22 protein-coding genes are annotated in these 25152 nt (G+C 50.5%); 2 read left to right on the forward strand and 20 right to left on the reverse strand.

All coding sequences use genetic code 11. The annotated features are described in order from the left end of the window. Nucleotides 1-14 precede the first annotated feature (14 nt). The 19 genes from N655_RS0108045 to N655_RS0108135 form a co-directional block, all read right to left on the reverse strand. Nucleotides 15-896 carry a polysaccharide biosynthesis/export family protein gene (locus N655_RS0108045; protein WP_026442565.1) on the reverse strand — a complete coding sequence of 294 codons (882 nt, stop codon included), beginning with the start codon at nucleotides 894-896 and terminating at the stop codon, nucleotides 15-17. Then, entirely contained in the window at nucleotides 880-3138 is a 2259-nt protein-coding gene (locus tag N655_RS0108050) for a GumC family protein (protein ID WP_026442566.1), read from the reverse strand. The genes N655_RS0108045 and N655_RS0108050 overlap by 17 nt, the downstream gene beginning before the upstream one ends. 127 nt (nucleotides 3139-3265) lie before the next feature. Next, nucleotides 3266-4405, reverse strand: coding sequence for a glycosyl hydrolase (locus tag N655_RS0108055; RefSeq protein ID WP_162173522.1), 1140 nt, complete (start codon nucleotides 4403-4405; stop codon nucleotides 3266-3268). 72 nt (nucleotides 4406-4477) lie between these two features. Beyond that, a complete protein-coding gene (locus tag N655_RS21010) occupies nucleotides 4478-5173 on the reverse strand; it encodes an acyltransferase family protein (RefSeq protein WP_026442568.1) in 696 nt (231 codons plus the stop codon). Continuing rightward, nucleotides 5170-5703, reverse strand: a complete 534-nt coding sequence (locus N655_RS21015; RefSeq protein WP_026442569.1) for an acyltransferase family protein — start codon at nucleotides 5701-5703, stop codon at nucleotides 5170-5172. Before N655_RS21015 ends, N655_RS21010 begins: the two co-directional genes overlap by 4 nt. Nucleotides 5704-5845: 142 nt before the next feature. Next, nucleotides 5846-7171 carry a hypothetical protein gene (locus N655_RS0108070; protein WP_026442570.1) on the reverse strand — a complete coding sequence of 442 codons (1326 nt, stop codon included), beginning with the start codon at nucleotides 7169-7171 and terminating at the stop codon, nucleotides 5846-5848. An 82-nt stretch (nucleotides 7172-7253) separates the two neighbouring features. Then, a complete protein-coding gene (locus tag N655_RS0108075) occupies nucleotides 7254-8762 on the reverse strand; it encodes an MATE family efflux transporter (RefSeq protein ID WP_026442571.1) in 1509 nt (502 codons plus the stop codon). 400 nt (nucleotides 8763-9162) lie between these two features. Next, nucleotides 9163-9738: an acyltransferase gene (locus N655_RS19810; RefSeq protein ID WP_162173523.1), complete on the reverse strand. Its 576-nt coding sequence runs from the start codon at nucleotides 9736-9738 to the stop codon at nucleotides 9163-9165. Nucleotides 9739-9761: 23 nt separating this feature from the next. After that, nucleotides 9762-10667, reverse strand: coding sequence for a glycosyltransferase family 2 protein (locus tag N655_RS19815; protein ID WP_049961338.1), 906 nt, complete (start codon nucleotides 10665-10667; stop codon nucleotides 9762-9764). Continuing rightward, nucleotides 10664-11584, reverse strand: a complete 921-nt coding sequence (locus N655_RS0108090) for an NAD-dependent epimerase/dehydratase family protein (RefSeq protein WP_026442572.1) — start codon at nucleotides 11582-11584, stop codon at nucleotides 10664-10666. Before N655_RS0108090 ends, N655_RS19815 begins: the two co-directional genes overlap by 4 nt. A 9-nt stretch (nucleotides 11585-11593) precedes the next feature. Further along, the gene (rfbC, locus tag N655_RS0108095; RefSeq protein WP_349509474.1) at nucleotides 11594-12250 is read right to left on the reverse strand and encodes a dTDP-4-dehydrorhamnose 3,5-epimerase; all 657 of its coding nucleotides are present in this window, start codon (nucleotides 12248-12250) and stop codon (nucleotides 11594-11596) included. After that, nucleotides 12157-13260, reverse strand: a complete 1104-nt coding sequence (gene rfbG, locus N655_RS0108100; RefSeq protein WP_238324593.1) for a CDP-glucose 4,6-dehydratase — start codon at nucleotides 13258-13260, stop codon at nucleotides 12157-12159. Before rfbG ends, rfbC begins: the two co-directional genes overlap by 94 nt. Then, nucleotides 13221-13997 carry a glucose-1-phosphate cytidylyltransferase gene (rfbF, locus tag N655_RS0108105; protein ID WP_026442575.1) on the reverse strand — a complete coding sequence of 259 codons (777 nt, stop codon included), beginning with the start codon at nucleotides 13995-13997 and terminating at the stop codon, nucleotides 13221-13223. Before rfbF ends, rfbG begins: the two co-directional genes overlap by 40 nt. Before the next feature lie 144 nt (nucleotides 13998-14141). Further along, nucleotides 14142-15374, reverse strand: coding sequence for an HAD-IIIA family hydrolase (locus tag N655_RS0108110; RefSeq protein WP_026442576.1), 1233 nt, complete (start codon nucleotides 15372-15374; stop codon nucleotides 14142-14144). A gap of 7 nt (nucleotides 15375-15381) precedes the next feature. After that, on the reverse strand, nucleotides 15382-15984 hold the full coding sequence (locus N655_RS0108115; RefSeq protein ID WP_026442577.1) for a D-sedoheptulose 7-phosphate isomerase: 603 nt from the start codon (nucleotides 15982-15984) through the stop codon (nucleotides 15382-15384). Then, nucleotides 15957-17090, reverse strand: coding sequence for a GHMP family kinase ATP-binding protein (locus N655_RS0108120; protein ID WP_081823639.1), 1134 nt, complete (start codon nucleotides 17088-17090; stop codon nucleotides 15957-15959). The genes N655_RS0108115 and N655_RS0108120 overlap by 28 nt, the downstream gene beginning before the upstream one ends. A gap of 156 nt (nucleotides 17091-17246) precedes the next feature. Next, the gene (locus tag N655_RS0108125; RefSeq protein WP_026442579.1) at nucleotides 17247-18434 is read right to left on the reverse strand and encodes a glycosyltransferase; all 1188 of its coding nucleotides are present in this window, start codon (nucleotides 18432-18434) and stop codon (nucleotides 17247-17249) included. A gap of 75 nt (nucleotides 18435-18509) precedes the next feature. Next, nucleotides 18510-20354 (reverse strand): heparinase II/III domain-containing protein, encoded by a 1845-nt coding sequence (locus tag N655_RS0108130; RefSeq protein ID WP_026442580.1) that lies wholly within the window; start codon nucleotides 20352-20354, stop codon nucleotides 18510-18512. A gap of 7 nt (nucleotides 20355-20361) precedes the next feature. After that, nucleotides 20362-22524 carry a bi-domain-containing oxidoreductase gene (locus N655_RS0108135; protein WP_026442581.1) on the reverse strand — a complete coding sequence of 721 codons (2163 nt, stop codon included), beginning with the start codon at nucleotides 22522-22524 and terminating at the stop codon, nucleotides 20362-20364. Between the two features lie 509 nt (nucleotides 22525-23033). Here N655_RS0108135 and N655_RS0108145 point away from each other — a divergent pair. Next, a complete protein-coding gene (locus tag N655_RS0108145) occupies nucleotides 23034-23645 on the forward strand; it encodes a superoxide dismutase (RefSeq protein ID WP_026442582.1) in 612 nt (203 codons plus the stop codon). A gap of 184 nt (nucleotides 23646-23829) precedes the next feature. Continuing rightward, nucleotides 23830-24615 (forward strand): hypothetical protein, encoded by a 786-nt coding sequence (locus N655_RS0108155; RefSeq protein WP_026442583.1) that lies wholly within the window; start codon nucleotides 23830-23832, stop codon nucleotides 24613-24615. A 75-nt stretch (nucleotides 24616-24690) separates the two neighbouring features. On the opposite strand, the gene rplS is transcribed toward N655_RS0108155, so the two are convergent. After that, the gene (gene rplS / locus N655_RS0108160) at nucleotides 24691-25044 is read right to left on the reverse strand and encodes a 50S ribosomal protein L19 (RefSeq protein ID WP_026442584.1); all 354 of its coding nucleotides are present in this window, start codon (nucleotides 25042-25044) and stop codon (nucleotides 24691-24693) included. Nucleotides 25045-25152: the final 108 nt, after the last annotated feature.

The raw sequence follows: 25152 nt of genomic DNA on the forward strand, positions 1-25152 counted from the left end.
ACTAAAAGTATGACTCAAAATCGATAAACTGAAGCAGAAGCGGCGGCCGCCAGAAGAGAATTGATGTTAACAGCAATATTCCGTGTATAACTGAACGGCACATAAATAATATCATCAGCTTGCAACTGAAAATCCGAATGGCGGCCCTTCTGCATAGCACTTAAGGGTAACTTTATCACCACATACTCTCCATTTGGACCTTTTCTTATAAGCTTTGTGCTCGATGGGACAGCGCTTGGTTGCGTGCCTCCCGCGAGTGACACTGCTTGCAATACACTCAATTTGGAGTCATTTGTCGTCATAGGGAATCCTCCAGGACGCCCAACATCGCCTAGAACATAGACGATTTCTGCTTTGGGTACGTTTACAATGTCGCCCGGATAAACATAAACGCTGGTATCAAGCGCTTTCGATGATTGATTTGAATAGAAATATTTTATTTTCTCTTTGGTAGATCGGCGTTCTATCGTGATATTTCTGTCCGCAAGATCGGTAATTCCTCCAGCCATGGCCAGTACTTCAACCACAGACCGCGGTGTACCGATTGGATAACTCCCTGGAGAATGAACTTGGCCCATGATGGTTACATTTTGAGTAGCGGGCTGATCAATCAGCACCGTCACATGGGGATTTAGGAAATAGCCCTTTTTTATAAGCTGATCCCTGATTGCAAGAGCTGCTTCTGCAGGGGTCAATCCGGCAACCTTAACCTCACCACCCACCATTAATGATACGTTGCCGGAGTCAGTGACTCTAACGCTCTGTTCAAGTTCAGGAGCTTCGAGCACTTTAATATGGATCAGATCGGCCGGGCCGATTTTGATGCTTTCATCCTGAGCATAACCACATGCCACACACAAGAGCATTACCAGCCAAAGGCTAACGATTCGCATCATTACCCTCCTGGCGGTAATCGTATTTTCCGCCGCCATAGTACCCGTAATATCCGTAATATGCTGCCGATCTGGAAGAAACGAAATTGAGCACAACTCCTAGATTCGGGTTAGTCTGGTCTTTCGCATGTTGCAATAATGTCTTGTAACCGCGCTCCAGCGCAATTCGCGAAGTGGCTCCCACCCTAGCCAGGAGAATGGTGGCATCAACAAGCTCTTCAAGGATCTGTGCATCCGTAACTGGCAGTACTGGTGGGCAATCAATCAAAATGAAATCGTACATGGAGCGCCAGCTCTCAACAAGACGACGCATCTGATCAGATCCGATGAGTTCAGATGGATACGGTGGCGTCGGACCAGCAGCCAGTACATGCAAACCCAGAAGTTCCGGATTTAGCAAAACCGGCTTAAATTCAGCCTGCGCATCCGCAAGCAACAAACTCAACCCACCAGCAGCAGGATCCAGTTTGAGGCGAGTCCGATAAACCGGTCGGCGCATATCGGCCTCGACCAGCAACACCTTCCTTCCATATTGCGCCATCACGATAGAAAGGCCTAATGCAGTTGTCGACTTGCCTTCACCCGGACTTGGGCTGGTAATAAGGATGACCTGGGGTGGCCTACCGCTTCGCGATATCAGAATTGAGGAGCGCAGACTGCGAACAGCTTCATGATAGGCCGAAAATCTTGAATCCTGCTTAAACAGCGCCTCCCCATGCTCTGAAGCTGAAGAGTGCGGAAGAATTCCAAGTAAGCGCAGGCCCATTGCTTCAATTTCTTCGATGCCTTGTATTTTATTATCGGAAGCTTCGGAAAAGAACGCCGCAAAAATGCCTAAAATAAACCCACCCACAACACCCGCGGGAAGTATCAAGAGCACTTTCGGAGAACTCGGATCTGATGGGGGACTGGCCTTATCTACGATGGTCACATTTGAAGAATGCAATCCTTCTAGGATGCCAGCTTCCTTCAGGCGCTTTAAAAGATCCTGATACAGCTCTTCGCTCTGATTGGCTTCCCTTTCAAGGATGGCATATTCAATTGCCTTGTCATTTAATTTCTCAGCAGCAGCGCGATCAGCGTTATAGGCCCGCTGTGCTCCTTCCAGTGTAGAACGCGCCACTTCAGCATCATTTTTAGCGCGTTCGCTGATGCGGGCGATTTCATCATGCAGAGACTGACGGACCTTAGCCAGAGATGCCTTTTCCTCAATGAGCTTAGGATATTGAGGACCATAAACAGATGAATCCTGCGCAAGCTGTGCTTCAATCGTCGCTTCCTGGGCGCGCAACTGATGAATGAGATCGAGCGAGGTAGTTACTCCCATACTGCTTGAGCCAGCCAACGAGGTACCGGACAACTCGGATATTAATTCCGGATCTCCGGTCTTGACTATTTTGTATACCGATTCCTTGACCACCTCATTCAGCTGCGCCTGAGAAAGCTGTGCCGTAGACGTTTGTAACCGGTCTAGGACCGGGCTATAGATGATCGGCTTGCCCTGCAAGTCTGATGCACCCACTCCGAATAGCCCCGTCTCTTTTTGCATCGCAACGACCCGAGAGGCCAGGTCTTCACTCTGCTTTCTCAAATCACCTAATTGCCCAGTAAGCCAATCTGAGATTTGGCTGGTGGCCTTGTATTTTGTCTGGAATGTGAAGTCAATCAATGCCTGCACCAGGTGGTTCACCACTGCAGACGCGACTTTTGGGTCTGGATTTGTGTAGCTTACTTCAATTAGGCGAGTTCCTGACGTTACTTTGACCTTGAGATGATCCTGAAATACTTTGAGTGCATGTGCCCTCCGTCGTGGCGAGTTTTCCAGAGAAGCGCCTGCCGGATCTCCCGGGCCGCTCGGACTAATTAAGCGCAATGCCGCACGAATGATGCTGAATTTGGACTTAAAATCTGCATTTTGTTCGAGATTTAATTCTTGAATTACCTGCAATGCCAGCGTGTCTGACTGCAAAATACTCGCCTGCGTTTGCAACTCAATATTTTGCGTAAGAGAATCTCCGCCTCCGCCCAGAGCAGAACCCATCAAATCGCCCAAGTCAAGGTTTTCCGAGGAAGGCTTCTGAAGCTGAATTACGCCTTTCGCCTCATATCTTCTTGTCATGAAAATACAGGCCAGCAAAGCCAGAGCCACTACCGCTGCGAATGTGGCGAGAAAGACGTTGCGTCTGCGCCGCAGTATATTTACAAAGTCCTGTAATGACAGTTCTTTTTCAGAGACAGTATTCACTCTTCAGATTCCGTGGGGGGCTAGATTGATGACAACTTGGCCTAATTGTAACAGCATTAATCAGAATCTCTTTCACAATACATTTATATTTCGTCAATAAATGGATATCATATTCCGCCTACTATCCCTACTTCATGCAGGCGCTATGAACAAGTCCTTGAAGCGACAGAAACGCAGGTCGGGGTTTCCATGAAAAAGTTTTAAAGTCGCTGTTATCAATCAGTCCATAATGGTTCGTATGCGTGCCGGACCCATTGGTGCTGTCCGTTAATGCAAACCAGAATACTTTTTGTGCATTGCCGTGCGTAATCACGGTATTCAACTGGTCTGTTAGAAACTGGGCTTGCTTTGATTCAGCAAAGTTCAAATTGTCCAGACTCTTCAGGTTGCTCATTGCAATTCCTAGCTGGACCGTGTGAAGTCCTGCCTCTGTAATCCAGATAGGCTTGCTGTTCATTTCCATTCCAAGCATTGCATTGTGCACGAAAATTGCTTTCTGGTTAATATCTTCAGGATAGTAGGAGTGGAAAGACACAATATCGACCAAGTGCGCCCCCGCACCTTTCATCACCATCGTGAATGCATGGATCAGGTCTGGTCCCATACCCGTGTGCCCAGAAGGGATTGCGGCAAAAGCAGGTGCAACCACCTTCGCATTCGGATCAGCGCTATGGACCGCCTCCGCCCCCGGTATAAGTATGTCGTCTCTGTACTGGACAAGGCGCTGCGTTGCATCAGGCAGATCAATAGACTGAATCAAGTCGGGTTCGTTCCAGATTTCCCAATAGTGCACTTGATGACTGTATCTTTGTACAACAGCTGTAACAAATGCGGTCCACTCCTTTACCGGCGGTATCGTGTTTCTTGGAGATGTGCAGTTGGTGTTCGTTCCAAAGGCCCAACATGGCACCGGTCCTGTAATCGTAATCAGAACGGACATATGAGCAGCCTGGAGTTTGCTCAAACCCTGGTCTATCTCCTGCCAGTTAAATACACCTCTCTGGCGTTCTGTCCATCCCCAAAAGATACTGACCCTGACCCATCCTGCGCCGCTTTGGCTTAGGGCGGAAATGACCTGGTCAGAATTTAACGATGGAAACCCGATGTTATTCACGTTGATCCCGATCGCACCGGAGCGCCCGGAAGAGTCACATTGAAACTGAGGCTCTTTACCTCCGGTCCCGGAAGCGGATGACGCCATGCCATCTCGGAAGGCAAAACAGGCCATGACGAGCACCAATGCCGCTCTTGCCAGCGAAGCCTGCACGGATTGCCTTTTAAGAAATAAGGAAAGGGCATTCACTGTGGTTCATTCCCTCCATTCTCTTGCTGACACGGGTCAACGCTTTGCGTTGCGGTGCAAGACGGGCGGTTGATCAGAAAGTTGTTGGAATGAAAGCCATGCGCGCACCTTGCCCGTGTTGCGCTCAAAGCAATAATACATGACCCAGGAGATAGAAAGGACAATTATGCAGATCGCAGAGACCTTGATTAAAGAGACCAGAGTGATTGCCCACGGCTGCCAAACCGGCATAAGCAGGGCCGAAATAAAAACAAGCAACGGATAATGGACCAGATACAAGGTGTAAGACATGGATGAAAGGCCATGTGCGGAGGAGCGGTACAGGCCAGAGTCGCATGGCTCCTGCGCGTGCAGCACCGTCCACAAAAAAATTGAGAATATGAATCCTAGAACAACATCACTGAGCAGCAGTACAGGTTTGAATTTTATTTCAAGAAACATTGTCAGCAAGACTAATGTTCCGGAGATAGTCATTGCGGCCCTTCTCCAACGCGAAGGTATCGACAAGGGCAGCAAGGCAACTGCCACTCCCAACAACCATATGGAAAAATATCCGGAAATTCTCCATCCGAAAAATACCAGCAGAAGCAGCAGGACTAGGCCAGTCTTTACGCGCACCCGCGGGGAGTTTGACGCCATACAGATCGTGACAAGCAGTGGAAAGGCAATGTAATACCAGAATTCATAGGAAAGGCTCCATAAAGGAATGTTGGTACCGAAAGGAAATGTCAAATTTCATGCAAAAAAAAGACATTCCCAAGGAACACCGGAATCGTTGTCCGCGCGGCAAGCCCCGGAGCAATGTCAGTCCCGCTCAGACCGCTGTAAAGATTGTGGGCCCCGTGCCAAACGTGCATTCCGATTCCGTCCAGCGCCCCTCCAAGCAGAAGTGCAGGAAGCAGAACGACCCATAATATCGTAAGCCGTTGTTTTAAATATGGGCGCCAGAGAAAGCTGTTCTTTCTCATGGACCGCAATACGCTGCCTCCCACCAGATAACCGCTCAAGACAAAAAATACAATCACGGCCAGATGGCCTGTTGTTACATAGCCAAACCATAACTGGCTGACACGCCAATGTGTAATCATCATGGGTTCTGGAACAGAAGCAGGAGCCGACTGGAAGGTTTCTGTTTTCCCTACCAGGACATTGCGCAAGCCAGCCTTTAGAAAAATCGAGCGGGTATGGCTCAGAAACACGAATAGTGCAGCAAGGCCTCTGAGGGCATCCATGTGCACGGAAGCTTTGGAGACGGTGTTCATTGTTCCTGCGGGTGTCCCCATGCAAGAGACCTCCATTCAACATAGGTGTAAAGGCAGAAGGTCTACTGAAAGGTGTAAAGGCAGAAGGTCCGCTGCAAGCTGGTCTCGTATGTCAATTCTTTTCTGTGCAGTGCTTCATGCATCAGGCCGCTGAGGTGTCCGCAGCGTTGATCCTTGCATGGACAATCTCGTGGGCTTCCGGGAGTTTTGCGGCGCGTCGTACCTGCTTGTATTGCTTATACAAAGCTGCAGCCGTAAAAATCCCTACCCATCCCCCCGGGTTTACCACACCGCCGCTCATCGTCAGCACCAGGGCACATGCAGACAGAACAAAGAAGCGGTTGGGAACAGAAAGCTGCCCCAGAAGCTTCCAGATAAAGTACAGAACCAGGATGCTGCCCAGCAGTCCAAGGTCAATCCATATTTCCCAGAACTGGGAAGCGATCAGCTTCTTTGCGACTGAACGTTCTGAGAGCGCAATGTTGATCATGTCACGTTCAGCCTCTACCGAACCGCTGGCCACATCCAGGCCGTATTGAATCAGCATCCCAGAGCCTCCGAAACCAGTTCCGAACAATGGTTGGTGCCGAAGGGCCTGGGCGGCAATCAGAGGCGGCGCCAGCTCTCTCTGGAAGAAGCTGGATGTCTTACCATATGTGGTGGTGGCGGCTATAATGCCGGGAACAATCAGGATGGCAAGGAGCGCACTGATACTCAGCCCGATCATCCGTGCTTTTGGGACAAGCTCCTGGATGGGCAGCTCCAGAACAAAGAAGAGAAAGGCCACAAACAAGCAGACAAGGATGGTCGGCGAGCGGACCACAACAAATCCTGCGGCAGCCAGCAGCATGGCTGCACCGAATCGCCAGGCTCGATATTTACGACCCGAAAGAAACCAGAAAAGAATGCCGTAGCCGGTAGAGATGCCCAGGATCGAAGGCTCAGTGGCCAGGAAGCATGGTCTTATCCCTCCATACTCCGTGATATCGCGTGTCGCATAATTGTAGAGGTTCTCACTCTGCCAACCATTGACGGCCTGTCTAAAAGCATCGCTCACAGGCTTCAGGCCTGCGTGGACCTCCAACGTCGCCCCCAAAATCAAGATGCACGCCATCAACAGAAAGAAGCGGGAGGTCCGTTTCAGTCCCATCCTGCTGACCCCAACAAAGGTGGCGAAGGCAATCACCATGGAATACAGAAAAAGACCCGATGAGAGGATGTGCTGGGGCAGATCATGGTCGGCAAAGGAGGTAATGATGGCCATCACCAGGAGAACCACACCTAACCATCCATAGGTCGTGATTGTGGTAAAGGAAATGCTGTGAGCATTGGCAATCAATATCCCTACGGCGCCCACAATACAAAGTACGAATGGCACCAGCAGCTTTCCACCGGGGGCCAGCGCAATTGTGGTATGCAGGCCGAAGAAAATCAGAAAAAGCGAGAATTCGGTGACTAAAAGCTTCATGGATTTGACACCAGCTGTTCAGGATGCCCTTGTCGTTCGCTTGTGTTTCACAATGTAGATAAGGCAACTCCAGGCTTCAACATTACGGCATCATGCCGGAGGGTTGGCCTTTTAACCGTTCGAGTTCTTTATATTTTCGCCAGCCAGCAATGGCAGACGGAAGAGTTGCAATTATCATACAGGGTGCGGCAAACTGGAGCGCAATTTTGAAGCGCCACATTACAGCCAAAACAATCAGCATCGGCAGGCACATCAGGCATGGGAATACGATATTTTCCATGGCAAACTCGCGAATCGGCAGCTCTTTTGGAAGCGTGCGGCTGAAGTTATAGACAAAATTGGTCAGGATGCCTGTGACTGCGCCGATGGCCGTTCCCCAGGCGACTCCGATGGCGCCGATGAACTTTGCGAGTACGATGCTTGCAATAAGATTTGTGACGCCTTCGACAAAGGGGCTTAAGTAGACTTTCCGCTGCATCCCTGCTGCCAACAAATAGATTGAGTAAGGATCTGCTGAATAGCGAACGGCATTTGCAAAGATCAAAACTACAAAAATAGGAATGCCAGCCATGGCCACCTGGGGGCCTACCCATGCGCGGAACGCTGGATGCACTGGGAGGACTGCCCAACATGCGGAAACGAACAGGAGTATGGTCACAAGATAGGACGTACACTTTAGCGCTGTAGCCAGGCCCTGTCCATCTCCTTTTGCATTGTATTTTGTAAATACCTGGAGCAGAGGTGAAGTTACTGAATGAAAGAATCCCGTAAAAAGAGACACCACATTCGCGCTTACGCCGTATCCAGCAACATTTCGGAAGTCATAAATTCCCACAATGGTGGTATCGAGTCCTCGGATCAGTAGCATTCCTAGCGACCATGCCGATGAACTCAGACAGTAGGAGACCAATTCCCGACGCATTGCTGTATGAGCACCAGACAGATGTAGATGCCATCCGCGGCAAAACCATCGAAAAACGATGTAATGCAAGACATATCCAGCCATGCTAGCCAGGAAATAAGCGCCAGCAACGCTGGTCAGACTGTGTGTTTTTTGGGCTACGAGGATTAAAACAAGGGCCAGAAATCCCTTGGACACCAAAGTGATCCCGGCAGGGATATCATTACGTTGCAAGCCTACGAATACACCGAGAAATGCAGAGAATGGCAGACCAAGAGCCAAGGCACCGCCCACGCAGGTCAGCATGGTTCTTGCGGTTCCGACCATGCCATGATTGATCGTTTTGAATATGAAAGGCATTCCATAGGCTGTTGCAGCAATCACAATTAAAGCCAAAAGCGCCAGTGCTATAAGAATCTGCAAGCCACTGGCAAGCACTTCCTCTGCTTCCTTCTGGCAATCTCGGGCCAGTGCGTGCGTTACAAAGCGCCCCACCGCTATCTGTACACCGAAGTTCAAAAAGTTCACATACGCCGCCAACTGAAGCACTAAAACCCAGAGGGAAAATTCCAGTGGATTGAAGATCCGCACAAAAAAGTAGGGCAGCACCAATGCGATAACCGCGGAGGCACCACCGCTGACAACATTCGAAAGAGCATTCTTTATGAACCGTCGTGTGCCTGATAGCATTCTGTAGTGGGTTCCTGTGTTGGTAACTGTTAAAAACTCGCCTTTTGGAGACTGCGCTGCGAGATTGTATCAAAGCAGATACTCAGCTAGGGTAGTAAAGCCAATCATGAAAAAAGAGGAAGAATCGAAATCCCCCGTTTGTGAAACCAATGCTACGCTTAGCGAACGTATCTACCGTCTATCTTCCATTTTTCACCGCATCTGGACAATCATCCGTTATAGGCCTTTTTTTCCACTCTCTGGGGCCTCGCTCGCGAATTATCCATCCTATGCTAACTATGTAGTTGCAGGTCAGCCAGCCCGGCTCGTAAAGCGATATAATCCAGCAACCCGCAAGTGGGAGCGTGAAGTCCGTAGCAAGGGCAAGGCAAATTTGTAGCACTGGCGTCAATGTGTCTTGTCATCGGGTGGCGATCCATTTCTTGGTGGCGAAGTCGAAAGTCTTCACAAGTTTCGCAGGGCTCCCAACTACCATGGAGAATGGAGGAAAGCTTTTCGTCACAACGGAACGAGCGCCCACAATACAGTGATCCCCTAAGGTCACTCCAGGCAAAATGGTGCAGCCAAAGCCCACAAAACATCTTCTCCCAATTTTCACAGGACCTTTGGATGTGAGCTTCTGCTCCATAATGGGTGGTCCGAATGGATCAAAGCCATGCTCACAGTCGGTCAAATGTACGTGTTCACTGGGAACCGCACCATCACCAATCTCAATACAGTCCATAGCATGGATTTGCACCCATCGACCGATATAAATATCATCACCGATGATAATTCTTCCATTGAGGGGAACTCCTGCATAATCCTTTAAAGCAGACAGGACAGCAAATCTGCCAATTCTCGTCTTTTCACCTATATAAATTTGTGATGGACCGATGATCCAACGCGGCCTCCGAATCCCGGAGGTTTTTCCGATTGTCATGCCGCGTGGTTGATACAAGATCCGTCGCGCGAGAGACTTTAACCAGGATTTCAAGAATACCTCCATATCAAAGATGCTTAGTCAGCATGGCTGGCGCGCCAGCGACGATGAAATAGGTTTGCTGCCAGGTTGCGGAGCGGCCGAGTGGCGTTTTTTACTGCCGGAACACGGTTCTCCAGCATCAGACCGCACTGGCGAAGGTTGAGATAGATCAGTCCGGGGAGGACAGCACGCCAGACATCTTGAGGAAGGCGTGCGCGTAGTTCGTTGTTAAAACGCCGCATGGGCAGCGCCCAGTCCAACCATGTAGGGGTGAAACCGTCCGTGCGGCCGAAGCGGTGGATATAGTGCCCGAAGGCCTGCGCTTCTCTTTCGAGCAAGACCTCCTCCACCTCAAGATGGTCCCCATAAAGGAGGGTGAGGGCCACAAAAAGCCAGTCTGCTGCATAGATGTGCAGGCCCGCGGGAACGCTTGCCCGCAAAGCCTCGGTGCGATAGACCCCGTAGAGACGGCCGCAGCTGTCCATTAGCATGAACAGCCGCTTGATTCTCTCCGCCGGCGTTCCGGTCAGCGGGCCCGTGTCCGCCGCGAGCTTTCTTTCTCCAGAAGGAGAGAAATAGATGATCTTTGAGACGCTGCAGACGGCCTTGGGGTTGGCGTCAAGCAGGGCAATGTTCTCCTCGGCAAAGCGGGGAAGCCAGATATCATCGTGCGTGGCCCACATGAAGTAAGGGGTTTGTGCGCGCTCAAGGGTAATGCGAAAGTTCTCGTTCCAGCTGACCGTCTCGGCGTTGCGGTAATACTGCACACGTTGGTCGCGTCTGGCGTATGCAGCACAGATTTCGGCCGTGCCGTCGGTCGAAGCATTGTCATTCAGGACGAGCACGAAATCCGTAAAGGTCTGCTGCAGCAGGTTCTCAATGGAGCGCGCGAGCAGATTTGCGCCATTATACACAGGAAGTCCAATCGTTAACTTGGTCATGTTCTTTCCTTCTGGGCCTGAGATATGGTGGCCGCATGGAGTATGCGGATCCATTGCTCCAGGGTTTTGGCGAGGTCTGCTTTGGCAAAATCCTGAGGATAGATGCTGGTGTATTCAAAGGAATCCGGGTCCGGATCAGGACCATCCGGCCGAATCACGCGGCATGGCCTGCCCGTGACTCTTTCGGCCACCTGGGCGCACAGTTCCGCAAACGCCAGTACGCTCATGGAGTCTTTTCCTATGGGGTTGACGGCAGAAAACGGAAGAGGGTCTTCATGTTGATGCAACCACCCGTGGACGACCGAGGCAATGTCCTGGGCGCCTACAAAATTGCGTCTTTGCAGACCGCGCGAGGCCAGCGTGATGGTCCCTTTCACCACTGCTTCCCGGGGAAAACCAAAGGGGATGAGCGCCCAACGCCTGAAGCGCGACGTGTCTGGAGGAATGCCGAAGACAGCACAAGGCCGAAGCACCAGCACACAGAAATCAGACGACGCAGCGCGGCGCAGTATCTGTTCAGATGCAAAATGTGCAATCGCATAATCATGGAGCGGGTTGGGTGGAGTGGTCTCGTTAATGGTTCCATAAAATGGCCCGTAAATATGCGCTGAAGAGACATAAGCAAAGCGCTTAACGCCGGCGGATTTGGCTTTTTTCACAAGGGCGGCCATTCCCTGGGTCGCCTGACGAAACGCGCGGCCAGCATCCAGGAAGTCTTCATCCACGATCCCGGAGCAGTGCACTAACGTGCTGCTTCCGTCCAAATCAAGCGCTGCAATACTGTCTGGATCGGAGAGATCCACATGGCGGTCGTGAGCATTCCCCCGGCCGCAGGTAAGGACAGGATGCTCATGAACGATCCGGTGATAGACTGCTGCGCCAATGAGTCCAGTGTGGCCCAAGAATGCAACTTTCATATCGCCACCTCAAAGGAGTCCGCGTAAAGATTCCATGCCATGATAAACAGGGTCGAAATCAGGGTTGCCAGCATCTTTCTGCGAAATATGTTCTACCGGCAAAGGCCATTGAATGGAAAAACGAGGATCATTAAATCGAATACCACGCTCCTGGTCTGGGGAGTAGGGCGAGGAAACAAGATAAAAGACTTCCGTGTTGGCATCCAGCGTTATGAATCCGTGAGCGCACCCGCGAGGGATATAAAGCATGGTGTGGTTTGCGGCAGTAAGTTCGACACCAAACCATTGACCAAACGTGGATGAGTCAGGTCTTAAATCCAGCGCAACATCATAGAGCGCCCCAGATGTGCAGCGTACCAGCTTTACTTCTGCTGCTGCTCCCAGCTGGTAGTGCATTCCTCGCAATGTTCCCTTATTGATGCTGAGTGATGCATTGGCTTGTACAAATCTTGTTTCCAGTCTGTGGGCGGAAAACTCGGACTCGCAGAAAAGCCGGGCAAAAAAACCTCGGGAGTCACAGCGCTCCTCGGGACGGATTACAAAAACGCCCTGAATTGGTGTTTCCTGAAATATCATGCTCTCTCTATATAGCGTTGGATTTGTTCCAGCGAGACTTCGCGTGCATTTTCTCCGGCATTCACTCGACGATACCATTCCGCTGTCCATTCAAGCGCCTTGTGCGCTGTGAGGGCCGGTCGCCAATGGAGCGAGGCTGTTGCGAGACTGGCGTCAAGAGACAATACTGGCATTTCCGCAAAAACGGGGTCTTTCGATGCGACCCATCCGTGGGATGCCCCAAGGGACCTGGCCATGATGTCAGCCACCTGCGAAACCGTCAGCTCGTCCCCTGCGGAAGGCCCGAAGTTTAAAGCCTTAGGCAGATCTTTGTTCCCCGAAGACAATGCTTCAAGAAATACGAGGTAGCCAGCCAGAGGTTCAAGGACATGCTGCCAAGGGCGCGTAGCGTTCGGATAACGCAGTTCTACAGGCCTCCCTGTCATGACGGCTCTCCAGACATCAGGAATCAGCCTGTCCTCGGACCAGTCTCCGCCGCCTATTACATTCCCAGCGCGTGCAGTTGCTACTTCCACTCCAAGATCAGTGAAGTAACTATGCGTCCAGCTTGCAGTGACAAGCTCAGCCGCAGCTTTTGAAGCAGAATATGGATCGTGGCCTCCCAGTGGATCGTTTTCTGAAAAAGGCTTTCCGGTGGAAGTATTCCGATAGACTTTGTCTGTAGTAATAATAAGCACTGCTTTGAGACCTGGCGTTCCCCGCAAGGATTCAAGAAAATTGGCCGTCCCCATCACATTGACCGCAAACGTCTCCAATGGATCACGGTATGAGCGTCGGACCAGCGGCTGTGCTGCCATATGTATGGCGATCGTTGGTTGAAATGACTTTATTGCATGCCTGACAACATTCCGATCGCGAATGTCCCCAAACTCCGACGCTGACTTTTGAAAGGGGCTTAGAAGTTCAAAAAGGTTGGGTTGAGACAATGGCGGTAAAGAGAGGCCATACACTTCGGCGCCCATTTTTTCCAGCCACAGCGAGAGCCATGCTCCTTTAAAACCAGAATGACCAGTCAAAAAAACCCGCTGACTGGACCAGAAATCCTGCGCAGGCAGGCGGCTTACTTCCAGATTTTCCATGGTGCATTGCCCTTTTGCCATAGTTCCTCTAAATAATTTTTGTCACGCAGCGTGTCCATCGGCTGCCAAAACCCATCGTGTTTAAAGGCATCCAGTTGGCCGTCCCGCGCCAGTCCCTCAAGAGGCTCTTTTTCCCATACAGTAGAATCCCCCGCAATACGTTGGATCACGCTGGGCTCCAATACGAAGAAACCCGCATTGATTCGCGCTCCCTCATCGCTGGGTTTTTCAGCAAAGCGCACCACGCGGTCACCCTCAGTGACCACGACTCCATAGCGGCTAGGAGGCCGAACTGCAGTCAGTGTAGCTTCATGGCCGCCACGCTTGTGGAACGCTATGAGAGCGGAGATGTCCAGATCAGCCAGTCCGTCTCCATAGGTCATGCAAAAGGGTTCATTTGGAGAGAGCAGATGCCCAATGCGCCGCAGCCGCCCGCCCGTCATGCTCTCTGCTCCGGTATCTACAAGGGTGACAGACCACGGTGGAAGATAGTTGTTTCCGAGATAATCAACTCTTCCACGGCTGAGATTAATCTTTACGTCGGACCGGTGCAGGACAAAATTGGCAAAATACTCCTTAATTACGTATCCCTTATATCCCAGGCAGATAATAAAGTCATGAATGCCGAAGTGGGAGTAAATCATCATGATATGCCACAGTATCGGCTGTCCACCTATCTCTACCATAGGCTTTGGTTTTATCTGTGTCTCCTCGGCAAGCCTTGTGCCGAGCCCACCTGCAAGAATGACTGCTTGCACTTTACCCCCTTCTGGAAACTACCTATATAACGTTAACCTGCTTTTCGATGAAAAGCGGCTGAACCGGCATTTACGAGCAGCCTTGTGTGATACTGCTGGATTTCTCGGAATCACCTGGAATGAATGTTTGAACGCCACTTAAAATCAATCATCAATGAGCGAAACAGGCGAAACAAAGGACTGAACGAAATCATGCAAATTACCACCAGAAAACAGCATATTGCATATTCCTGCAGATTCCGCCGCTTTCATATCTGATTCTTTGTCACCTATGAGAACACTTGCCTCTTTTCTGACTTCCCAAACTCGTAAAAGATCTAAAATCATTCCAGGGGCCGGCTTTCGGCATTCTGAAATCTGCCGATAAGGTTCTTTAATACCATCAGGATGATATGGACAATAGCGAATGTCATCAATCGTTCCACCAAACTGCTGGACTTCCCCTACGATTTGATGATGCAGGGCCTGGACATCACTTTCCGTAAAGAATCCTTTTGCAACGCCTGCCTGATTGGTAACCACGAATGCGTGGAATCCTGAATCTGTCGCGAGTCGAAGAGCTTCTTTTGCCCCAGGAAGCCATTGAAAACGATCCCGTGTTCCGACCCATCCCAAGTCTTCGTTCAGAACCCCATCACGGTCGAAAAATATAGCTGGTCTTAGTAGACGCGATCGCAGCTCACGTTGTGAGCGCTCATAATCTTCCGGAATGCCAATATCAATAAAATAACCTCGTGCGATTCTTCCTGATAACCGGTTATCTTTGGCCAGCTTTGGAAGAACGTCACGTTCGAGTGAACAATTTGATTTCAGGTAGTTAAAAACACCCTTGTTAAATATGTAAATGCCGCTACTAATCAGTCCGTCCCTGGTTCGCTCAGTTTTTTCATGGAAGGCTACAACCTTAGAATCCCGCAGTTCCACTGTCCCGTATCGGCCGCAGTCAGCCATGTGCCGGAGCAGAATACTTCCAATGCCGTAATGATCTTGACGTTCATAATCAGCAAAAAACCTTGCAAGATTTGTGTCAAACCAAGAATCGCCATTAATCAGGAGAAAGGTATCGTCCAGGAGTTCGCGAGCATACCACAATGCCCCACCCGTGCCGGCCGGTGACGGTTCAACGGAAAGACGGATTTTTAGTGGCTTCGGAAGCGTGGAAATGACCTCTTGGCAAAAAGCTTTTACGGCCTCAGATCTATAACCTGCCAGTAAGACAACATCATCAATTCCAAAACGAACCAGCTCGCGCAGAATCCAAGCAAGAAAAGGTCTTCCGCCACAACTTAAAAGCGGCTTAGGTGTTTGGGCGGTCAAAGAACCCAGGCGGATACCCAGACCTCCTACAAGGACGGCGCATTGGCGGGGAATCGTCATGGAAGCTCTAAATCTCCGCTTTGCGTTGAAATATTTTGGCCTCAACAATGCCACACACCATGTGCGCAGCTGTCAGGTGAATCTGCTGAATGATTGCTGTTTTCTGAGAAGGGACCGCTAGAAGAATATCGCAAAGACCCGACATCGGTCCACCTTGTTTTCCTGTAAAACCAATGGTTTTCAGGCCGCGAGACCTTGCAGCAGCCAGCGCAGTAAGCACATTTGGCGATTTTCCTGATGTCGAAATGCCCAGGAAAACATCCCCGGGGACGCCTAAACCCAGTACCTGCCGCTCAAATACTTTTTCATATCCGTAGTCATTGCCTACTGCGGTCAACACCGATGTATCAGTAGTCAAAGCAATGGCTGGAAGAGGAGCACGATCAAAAAAAAGCCTCGAAATAAATTCGCCTGCGATATGCTGCGCATCCGCTGCGCTGCCACCGTTGCCTGCAACAAGCAGTTTGTGCCCGCTCCGAAAAGCCTCAGTGATTGCATTTGCAATCTCCAGGACGGAGTCCGTGCAGGTTTTTTCTCCTACAAACGCTTGAAGCGCCCTAAATGATTCTTCGCAATAAGAGGTTACAAATTCTGCATCGGACATATCCATGATTCTGCTCCGCTTGTGGTTAAATGCAGGTCCTCTGCATGGCCCCCCGATTCGTTGAGCGCGCGTATTACTGATACCCTTTTTTCGGGCGGGACCAAAAACATGATAAAACCACCACCACCGGCTCCAGAGACTTTTCCGGCGAGAGCTCCGGCATCGAGAGCTGCCATCATCATGCGCTCAATTTCGGGCGTAGTTACACCGGATGCAGTCTCTTTTTTTGCCAGCCATGAGCGCTCTAATATTTCGGCCATCTTCATGATATTTCCACGTAACAATGCCTGCTTCATCTCAATAGCGTCGGATTTTAACTGATGAAGTCCTTCAAGAGTGCTGGTCTTCTTCTCAGTCATACCTTGACGTTGCTGGTCAATAATGTTTTCAGAGCTTCTGGATATGCCCGAAAAGCAGGTAACTAGGGACGTCTCCAGTTCATTCTGCACAGATCTGGAGATGCGGAGCGGGTTGACAATGACGCGATCGCCCGCCATGAACTCAAGATAATTAATCCCGCCGAATGACGCGGCGTATTGGTCTTGTTTGCCTCCAGCCAGTTTAAGATCAATTCTCTCGATTTCAAATGCCAGATGCGCCACTTCATAAGGCCCCAACGGAAGCTCTAATAAGGCCCGAAAGGCCTCTACGAGTGCAACTACAAGAGCTGATGAGGAACCGAGTCCAGAACCTGCAGGAGCATCCACGGACGTGCGGACAGTGATAGCCAGCGGGCGCCCACCGCCAAACTCAGAAACCATCCTTCGATACACGGCGGCATGAAGGGGAAGGCGCGTATCCTGGATAGCCTCCATATCAAGAGGAAATGCTTCGTTTATGTTCAAGTCGCTGGCTACAAAACGGATTTTCCAATCGTCCGAAGGCTGGATAAATGTATAAGCGTGTCGATCAATAGTAAGATTCAGAACCGCGCCACCATAGTCCTCAGAATAAGGACTAACGTCCGTTCCGCCACCAGCCAGTCCCAGACGAAGCGGCGCGCGGCTCCTGATTTTATACTGCGGCTGTCCAGCACCGATCGTCTCAACATTTCGAGCCAGCGAATGGACAAATCGCGATGGTTTTTCAATCTCTTTAACGAAATCGCTCATCTTCTTCACCTATGGCTGATTCATACAAGGCAGGCGCCCAGATGGCCTCTCAAATATTAGTGCCAGAATTGACCGACACTTCAGAAACCTGCAATATCTTGCATGTTTGTACCCTTTCCACTTCTCGCATTCGCAGCATAAAAGGATAACTTGGTGTTAATTCACAGCCCGTAACTGTTTGATCTTCTTGGCCAATCTGGTACCGCGGTCTTGCCAGTTAAAAGAGTGTGCACAACTTTCCCAGCAGCGTTTCTGGAGTGCATTCAAATAAGGGATATCATCTATGGATTTCACGATTGCATCCACGAGTTCTTCCATGGTTTCACGGGCGATAAAATCATGATCAGGATCAATGGGAAGCCCGGCAACCTGAGATCTGACGGTAGCTACAGGAAGTCCAGCAAAAATATAATAGAGGTACTTGTGCTTAAATCCACCACCTACGTCATCAGGCATTAAGCCAATCCTTCCTTCTGTAAGATAGGCCCGGACGTCGTCTACTCTTCCTGTAAATTTACAAAATGAAAATCGAGCAGACATTTCATTGATAAATGTTTCAGGCGCACGGCCTACGATCAGAATGTCAATCCCAGCCTTTCGGAAAGGGTCTTCAGCCAGTTGGAGAAAGCGCCTCAGATTGGCCTGCTTGGCGATCCAGTCGAAGGCCCCCACAATAATGACACGTTTTGGACGCTGTTGGGTTAAAGGAGCAACGGGAGTAATTTCGCCATCATAAGCAGGGGTCAGCGTAATAGTTGCCTTTCCTGGAGAGTCATTCTCATAGAGCTGCTTGTCTTCGTCTGTATTTACTACGATGAGGTCACAAGCTGCGACGAGATCTTTCTCGAGTCGCAGCGCTTTACGAGCATCCATCATGAGAACTGCACGCATGATTGGATCCCTCATGCTTCGGGCAACATCGAATCTCAAGTTTGATTCATAATTATGAGAGATATAGATGATTAAAGGACGATTTCCGTTAACTGCAATACATTTTTTTATGAAAGGCAAGACCCAACCCATAGCAAAATAATCAATGATTACAAAATCAGGGCCGGTTTGCATCGCCTTCATGACTGCCTGGATGAACTCCGCGCTCTTGTGGCGATAGGAGTCACTGTGATATTTGGTCAGCAGACTAAGAGCTCGTACCTTCTTTTTTAAACGGACACTACTTACTTCGAGTCCCGGCAGAGTCACACCTCGTGCAGAAGCCCTTTCGAAGGCGACCAGAACCCCTTGAGCTCCATTCTCCAAAACCCCTCTAAGAAGCCCATTCGAATAAATAAGCAGGCCACTTTCAGGGTTAAATGGTACTTCCTTCATAATCCAGACAAATCTCATCGGTCGAATTTTCTTTTAAGGTTTAGGGCAAACAGAGTTTATATGAAACTCTGTTTGCTGTAGTTTGAATAAAACCTATACTTGATAATGACGCACCGATGGCAATGATAAAAATGACATTAAGAAATTTTGTGATAGGTGTTCCCACTCTGCGCGCCAATTAAATGTATCTGTAGACCAACTGATCCAGCAACCTGCTATTCCGATCTTTTTAGACCGTTGGGGGATTAGGGAAATGCGTGTTCCATTTTCTGCCACTCCGAAACGCTCGTAGTATTGAGTCGGCATGGGGCCTAAGAAGCTGCACTCGATGCATTTAAAGCTGACTTGCGGTATGGCTGTATTGTTTTGATGCTGAAACTGCGTCTGACTCACTGCTGACCAGTCTTTTCCAATGATAAAGTGTGTAAAGGCGGGCAATTCTTGGTTGCCTGCCCAGGAATCAACTATCAGCAGGCCCTTTCCTGGAACCAACCGAACAGCGCGGCCCACAATCACTCCCGCGTGTTTGTATCCGTCGTGCCATGCCGTGAAAGTCAGAGAGTTTTGGTCGGCATGATCACAAGGCAGTTTATATGCGTATCCTCGCCGACCAACCCGGAAAGAGCCCCAGAACTCGATTGGTTCCAGTTGCCCTACTGTGGGGCCATTGTGCGAATGTGCCGAGCGTGACCACTCTCTTGCCTTGCCTGCGCTATAGGTCGGAACTCCCGGGTCTACGATGAGTCTTTCGCCCTGAACTGATAATTCCAAAGACAGAAAGTCTGCATGAGCATGGCCGGGATTGTCATCAGGGCCACAAGGACCGAAATCAAAAACGACACTGTCCTTTCCGGAAGCCATCCGGACATACCCGGTATCGGGGAGTTCATTTTTTACCCGGCCATTCAGGGAATTCGCGGACCTTTCCAGGATGTTTGCCGGCATCGGCGCTTCCCCCATCCAACTATCATTAAACAGAGCAATTTCTCCATCCGGATGAGTCATTGCATGAACCGCCTGTTCTGCTTCAACAGATATTCGGCTGACAAGTTGGCTAACAGTAGGAGGCAGGACCCCGCTGTCGCGAAGAATACGGAGATCAAGCAGAGCGAGGACATGATACATGGGGCAACGTTCGGCTGGCCCGCCATCAGGCAGGAATTGTTGATGAATGAGCCGAACCAACGGCTTCGCCATCCGCGGAGAGAGTTTATCTACGTTGCTGGCACTAGCCAGCATTATCAGACTCACGTAGTTTTTAAATAGGTGATTGTATTGAAGATCCCGTTCTAAATTCGCGGAGACAAATGCTGCTCCCAGTTTAATTTCTTCAACCATCAGATTGATAACATGACTTGTATCTGCTTGTTCCATGTCTATGCCGGAAGCTGCTGTCAGGCTGAGACAGGTAAGTAAATTGATGATCCTGTGTGAGACTGAATAAGGATGCCACACGTCGCGAAAGACGCCGCGTTCAGACCAGGGATTTTGAATATGCATGCTGGTCAGAAGAGAATGAGCAATCTCCAATCCAGCACGAACATTACACTTAAAAATCGGCACTAGATATCCCATATAGGCGAGATTCATCCGCCAGAGACGATTGTTTCCCTCGCCTAGATCTTGGCGCCATTTCACCTGGGACAGTGATCCGAAATCGACCGTTCTATTCAGCAGGGTGAATTTCCCTTTGGCAATGTCTTCAAAAAAATCTCCATGTACAGCGGCCTGCAGTTGTATAACATGTTTCGCTGCCGATGCAAGCCGTGGAGACTCCGGAAGCGGGTTTGGCATCTTTTGTGCAGCCTTTAGATAATGCCGGTGCGCAACTTGTGGCCACTTCTCCATCAGCAGGAATTGGCCGCGGCAATAGAAGCGCCATCCCCACTGCTTGAACGTCAGATGTCGGGCGGTCCGGATTATCAGGCCGATAGACATTTATAGCCTATGCCTCCACCGAAATTGCGCGACCACACCTCAATGAATCGAGCACTAGAATGGTCGCCAGACTCGATTCAACAAATGACTGCTCATTTACTGGGGGATTACCTGATATGACACCCTCGATAAAAGCCTTGATTTGTGCAGCATGGCCTTTGTCCTGGGCCACGGAAGATTTTTTCAAAACCTGTTTTCCACTGGAAACAATCGTGACTTCACGAAAATTCTCAATCCGGCATACAGAGCCACCCTTGTAACATTCGATCAACTCTTTGCTAAATCTGGTGTCCCCCAAGGTGGTATATGCGATTACAGCTAAGCTGCCGTCTGCAAAGCGCAGACTAACAGCAACGTCCTCACATAAACCTCGCGAAGCTTCCGCTGCTTGAGCATCCACTGAAACAAGTCTGGTTCCGACCAGGTCCATGGCTAAGTCGACAAAGTGGCAGAGCTCACCAAGTATGCGTCCTTGCCCCTCATCTGTATCTCGCTGCCAGCTTTCCGGTGCCAATTGCCCTGCATTCACTCGAATAAACACCATGCTCTTGCCTGGCTTAGAGCTTAAATACTTTTTTACTTCTGCTACTTGCGGTGCAAACCTGCGGTTAAAACCAACCATAAAAAAACCAGGGGCTTCATTACGGGCATTCACGATACATTCAAGTTCCGCAAAGTTGAGGGCCAAAGGTTTTTCGACAAAGACGCTCTTGCCCGATTCAAGTGCCTGCACAACCAAACGCGCGTGCGATGAATGCGGAGTAGTAATCACGACACCTTTGATCTCTGGATTCTTTAAAATCTCATCAATTTCAGTCGCCGCGTTTGCAAATCCGAAGCGCTCACCTGCTCCTTGAGAAGACACTCCCCGGCTTGTAACCAATGTATGAAGGATGACCCGAGGGTCTTTTCTAAGAGCAGGAAGGATCATAGTTTTTGCAAAATTTCCAGCTCCAATTGAACCCAAGACACAGGGAGCACCTTCCGTTTTCTGCGCGGGTCTGAGGACTGTTTTCCGTTCGGGTCTCTTTGTGGATTGCTGATAATTAAGGACGACTCCTAAATGCGGCTCAGTGCCATCCAGCACCATCGCATATGCCTCGTCTGCACGCTCAAATTCAAACCGGTGAGTAATGAGAGATTTCACATCCAGCCGCGGAGAAATCGAAGGCGACATTAGCCGGGTGACTTCTCTCAGGTTTTCATGCTCAGTCCAGCGCACATACCCCAGGGGATACTTCATATGTTTGTTTTCATAGTCGCGGTCATAGCGCCCAGGTCCATAGGATCGAGAAACAACAATATTTAACTCTTTCTGCATGAATGGGCGATAAGGAAACTCAGTGCCCGTAATGCCAACTAAACATACTGTTGCTCGGTCTCGCGCAATTTCCGCAGCAGTTTCAAACGGCTCACTTGACTGCGTCGCAGCGGCAATCAGGACTTTGTCGCATCCAATGCCACGAGTAATATCCAGAATGTTTTCCTGCGGACTGCCGCTGCCAAGCTGGATGGTCGCTTCTGCTCCATTGGCTTTCGCCAGTTCGAGGCGCCGGGAATTGTAATCGAGAACAATCACCCGGCCGCCACCAAGCCTCGCTATTTGCGCAGCAACCTGTCCCACGAGTCCTGCACCGATGATTGCGACGACGTCCCCCAACTGCACAGAAGCAAGCCGTACAGCATGCATCGCGATGGAGCAGATAGTACTGAAGCATGCCTCTTCCGCAGGAACATCGTTTGGGACCGGGACCACAAGATTCCCGGGAACGACATTAAATTCTGCATGGTTTGCAATGCCTGCTCCCGCCATGGCTACAATTTGCCCAATCGTATATTGGCCTTCCAGTCCAGGGCCCACCTCCGCGACAACTCCTGCTGCGGAGTATCCAAGTGGCAACGGTTCGTCCAGTCGCGCCACAACAGATTTCAGAGTTGCGATTGCTCCATCTCGGCCCACTTTGTCGAGCACCTTTTTTACGAGATCGGGCCGTGCTTTTGCCTTAGCAACTATGTTGGATTGGGCAAAACCAACCATTTGACGTTCTGTCCCGGCGGAAATCAGAGAGCATAAGGTGCGGACCAGCAGTGTATTGGGCTGAACCCCCGGATCGGGAACAGTTTTAATTCTGAGTTTTCCTCCACGCGCATTCTGAACGACTTGCTTCAATGGCAATCTCCCTGCTCGCTAGCTATTAACCTAATTCGCCTTGCAAAAAGTTGTATCAGGCATTATTGACATCAAGACACATGGGTCGGGTTCAACCAAGGTGAGAAATAAATTTAAATGTTCAGATACTTTTTTTAAGGGATCGAATGCTCCCATAAAAAGGGGCTAGTTCAAGGTTGCATTTATCATAATCGATATCAGAGGTAATCTCATCTGGTTTTTGTCTGTCCGAACCTGCATGGAATTTTCTCTCTGCTTGAGGAAAATCATTCATCTATTTGTAAATCACGGCTAAATTCTTCTGATAAGACTGCTACATGGCATTCCGGGGCCGTTCGGGAAAGGTGGGTTGGTAGACGATCGAGCGCCAAATGTGAAGCCCGAGTGTTGTCCTGCCCCCTCTTCAGCGCACCCAAACACAGATTTTCCGCATCCTTTATGATGTGAGACGGAAACTGGGCCACGGAAGCCCGTAAATTTTCACCAAGCCAGTTTGAAGGAGGAATGCTTTGGCACACGAAGTTCCACCCCTACCCTATGACTATGCCGCTCTCGAACCTCATATCGACGAAGCGACCATGAAGCTCCACCACGACAAGCACCATCAGGCCTACGTCACAAACCTGAATGCTGCCATTGAAAAACATCCGGATCTGGCAAAGCACTCGGCAGAGGACCTGCTGCGCAACATCAACAATGTGCCGGAAGACGTCCGCACTGCCGTGCGCAACAACGGTGGTGGCCATGTGAACCACACCATGTTTTGGCAGATCATGAAGCCCAATGGCGGCGGTGAGCCCACTGGAAAAATCGCCGAACAAATCAAAAAGGACTTTGGCGACTTTGAGTCCTTCAAAAAGCAGTTCAACGAAACTACGGCCAAACAGTTCGGCTCCGGTTGGGGCTGGCTTATCTGGGACGGCGGCAAACTGAAAATCATGACGACCGCCAATCAGGATTCGCCCCTGATGCAGGGCCACTATCCGATTCTTGGAAATGACGTCTGGGAGCACGCCTACTATCTCAAATACCAGAACCGCCGCCCGGAGTATCTGGCCGCATGGTGGAACGTCGTCAACTGGGACGAAATCAATAAGCGATTCGAACAGGCGCAGAAATAGTCGTTCTCTGCTCCTCCGGACCCCTTCGGCTGGCTGTTCGCCATAGGCTTACGGCCAGCCCGGAAGGGCGCTCATGCTGTTTTGTTCGCATGCGGAGGCTCTTGCTGTCCGTACAGGTCGTCGTCCCCCGCGTCTTTCCCCGGATTTTCGGGTTTGTAAAAAACAGGAGGACCTTGCTCCTGCAATGAATTTTGCGAAAATTTTGTTTTGCGGCACGATGGTTATTTCCTCAGCGGCCTTTGCGCAGACGCTCTCTCCTGGCACTGCGACCTACCGAATCGAACAAAACGGAAAAGAGCTGGGCAACGCCAGCTATACCATTCAGAGCACGCCCAGGACGTATCTCATTACCTCGAACGGGAAGATGACCCTGGGCAAATTCAGTTATGCCTTTTCAAATACGCAGAAGCTGGACACAGCTCTGAACCTGATCACCGATCAGCTCAGCGGGGTGGTGAATGGCAAGGCCGTGAGCTTTCATGCCGCTTCTGATCCTACCGGGCGCCAGTTTCAGCTCGATATCTCAGCCAACGGACAGCAACAGCAGAACAAGGTAGACCGCGATGCCAATACCGTTCTGCTCACGGACCTGGACCCCGCAGCCTATTCTCTTCTCACACAGGTGGCACTCCGCAACCCCAAGGACGCCTGGGCGCTGATTCCAAAAGAAAATGGCTTTCTGGTTCCGGTCCAATTCACCAGGATGGAAGACACCAAGGCGACTTACCAGGGGCAGACCCTGATGGTGCATCACACAAGCGCTGCTGTCAGCACCCAGAATGCGATTACTGTTGAGCTTTTCTATTCCGAAGATGGGCAGCTGCTGGAAGCCGACCTGCCCGAGCAGAATTTCGATGTGATTCGCGACCAATTTCGGCTGCTACACCGTCCTAAGCCGCCGGCCCCGCCCCATGGACAGCCTCCTCAGCCGCCTCCAGGGCAGACCTCGACTCAGCCGCAGCAGCCATGAGGGTTCGCCGCCAAAACTGAGAAACACAAATGCCCCGGAATTGGACCGGGGCATTTGCAGTTTCTGGAGGAGGGTTTAAGCGCGTTCAATTTCCTTCAGGCGGGCGGCCTTGCCGCGGAGTTCGCGCAGATAAAAGAGCTTGGCGCGGCGTACGCGGCTGGAGCGGACCTTCTCGACCTTGTCGATGACCTTGGAGTTGAAGGGGAAGATGCGCTCGACACCCTGACCAAAGCTCATCTTGCGGACGGTGAAGCTGCCCTGCGGCCCATTCTTGCGGGCAATCACAATGCCCTCAAAAGCCTGGAGGCGTTCCTTGTCGCCTTCTTTGATCTTGACCTGTACGCGCACCGTATCGCCGGGGACAAAATGAGGCAGGTCCGTGCGGTTCAGTTTCTCGGCAAGGCGCTGCATGACGGGATGAATAGACATGGTTCTTTCCTGCAAATGAAGTCAGAACTTTCAGTTTACACGAAAAAGAGCGGTTCTGCACGAGAGGGACCTTGGTACAGCAGGAACCGGATCAGGCTTTCAAGCTGG

The sequence above is a fragment of the Pseudacidobacterium ailaaui genome (assembly GCF_000688455.1).
GTDB lineage: Bacteria > Acidobacteriota > Terriglobia > Terriglobales > Acidobacteriaceae > Pseudacidobacterium > Pseudacidobacterium ailaaui.

Excerpts from the sequence above, each read along its gene's own strand:
- N655_RS0108045 (WP_026442565.1), bottom strand. The coding sequence starts at position 896 with ATGATGCGAATCGTTAGCCTTTGGCTGGTAATGCTCTTGTGTGTGGCA.
- N655_RS21015 (WP_026442569.1), bottom strand. The coding sequence starts at position 5,703 with ATGAACACCGTCTCCAAAGCTTCCGTGCACATGGATGCCCTCAGAGGC.
- N655_RS0108070 (WP_026442570.1), bottom strand. The coding sequence starts at position 7,171 with ATGAAGCTTTTAGTCACCGAATTCTCGCTTTTTCTGATTTTCTTCGGC.
- N655_RS0108075 (WP_026442571.1), bottom strand. The coding sequence starts at position 8,762 with ATGCTATCAGGCACACGACGGTTCATAAAGAATGCTCTTTCGAATGTT.
- N655_RS19815 (WP_049961338.1), bottom strand. The coding sequence starts at position 10,667 with ATGACCAAGTTAACGATTGGACTTCCTGTGTATAATGGCGCAAATCTG.
- N655_RS0108090 (WP_026442572.1), bottom strand. The coding sequence starts at position 11,584 with ATGAAAGTTGCATTCTTGGGCCACACTGGACTCATTGGCGCAGCAGTC.
- rfbC (WP_349509474.1), bottom strand. The coding sequence starts at position 12,250 with ATGGACAGCGGAATGGTATCGTCGAGTGAATGCCGGAGAAAATGCACG.
- rfbG (WP_238324593.1), bottom strand. The coding sequence starts at position 13,260 with ATGGCAAAAGGGCAATGCACCATGGAAAATCTGGAAGTAAGCCGCCTG.
- N655_RS0108110 (WP_026442576.1), bottom strand. The coding sequence starts at position 15,374 with ATGACGATTCCCCGCCAATGCGCCGTCCTTGTAGGAGGTCTGGGTATC.
- N655_RS0108115 (WP_026442577.1), bottom strand. The coding sequence starts at position 15,984 with ATGGATATGTCCGATGCAGAATTTGTAACCTCTTATTGCGAAGAATCA.
- N655_RS0108120 (WP_081823639.1), bottom strand. The coding sequence starts at position 17,090 with ATGAGCGATTTCGTTAAAGAGATTGAAAAACCATCGCGATTTGTCCAT.
- N655_RS0108125 (WP_026442579.1), bottom strand. The coding sequence starts at position 18,434 with ATGAGATTTGTCTGGATTATGAAGGAAGTACCATTTAACCCTGAAAGT.
- N655_RS0108130 (WP_026442580.1), bottom strand. The coding sequence starts at position 20,354 with ATGTCTATCGGCCTGATAATCCGGACCGCCCGACATCTGACGTTCAAG.
- N655_RS0108155 (WP_026442583.1), top strand. The coding sequence starts at position 23,830 with ATGAATTTTGCGAAAATTTTGTTTTGCGGCACGATGGTTATTTCCTCA.
- rplS (WP_026442584.1), bottom strand. The coding sequence starts at position 25,044 with ATGTCTATTCATCCCGTCATGCAGCGCCTTGCCGAGAAACTGAACCGC.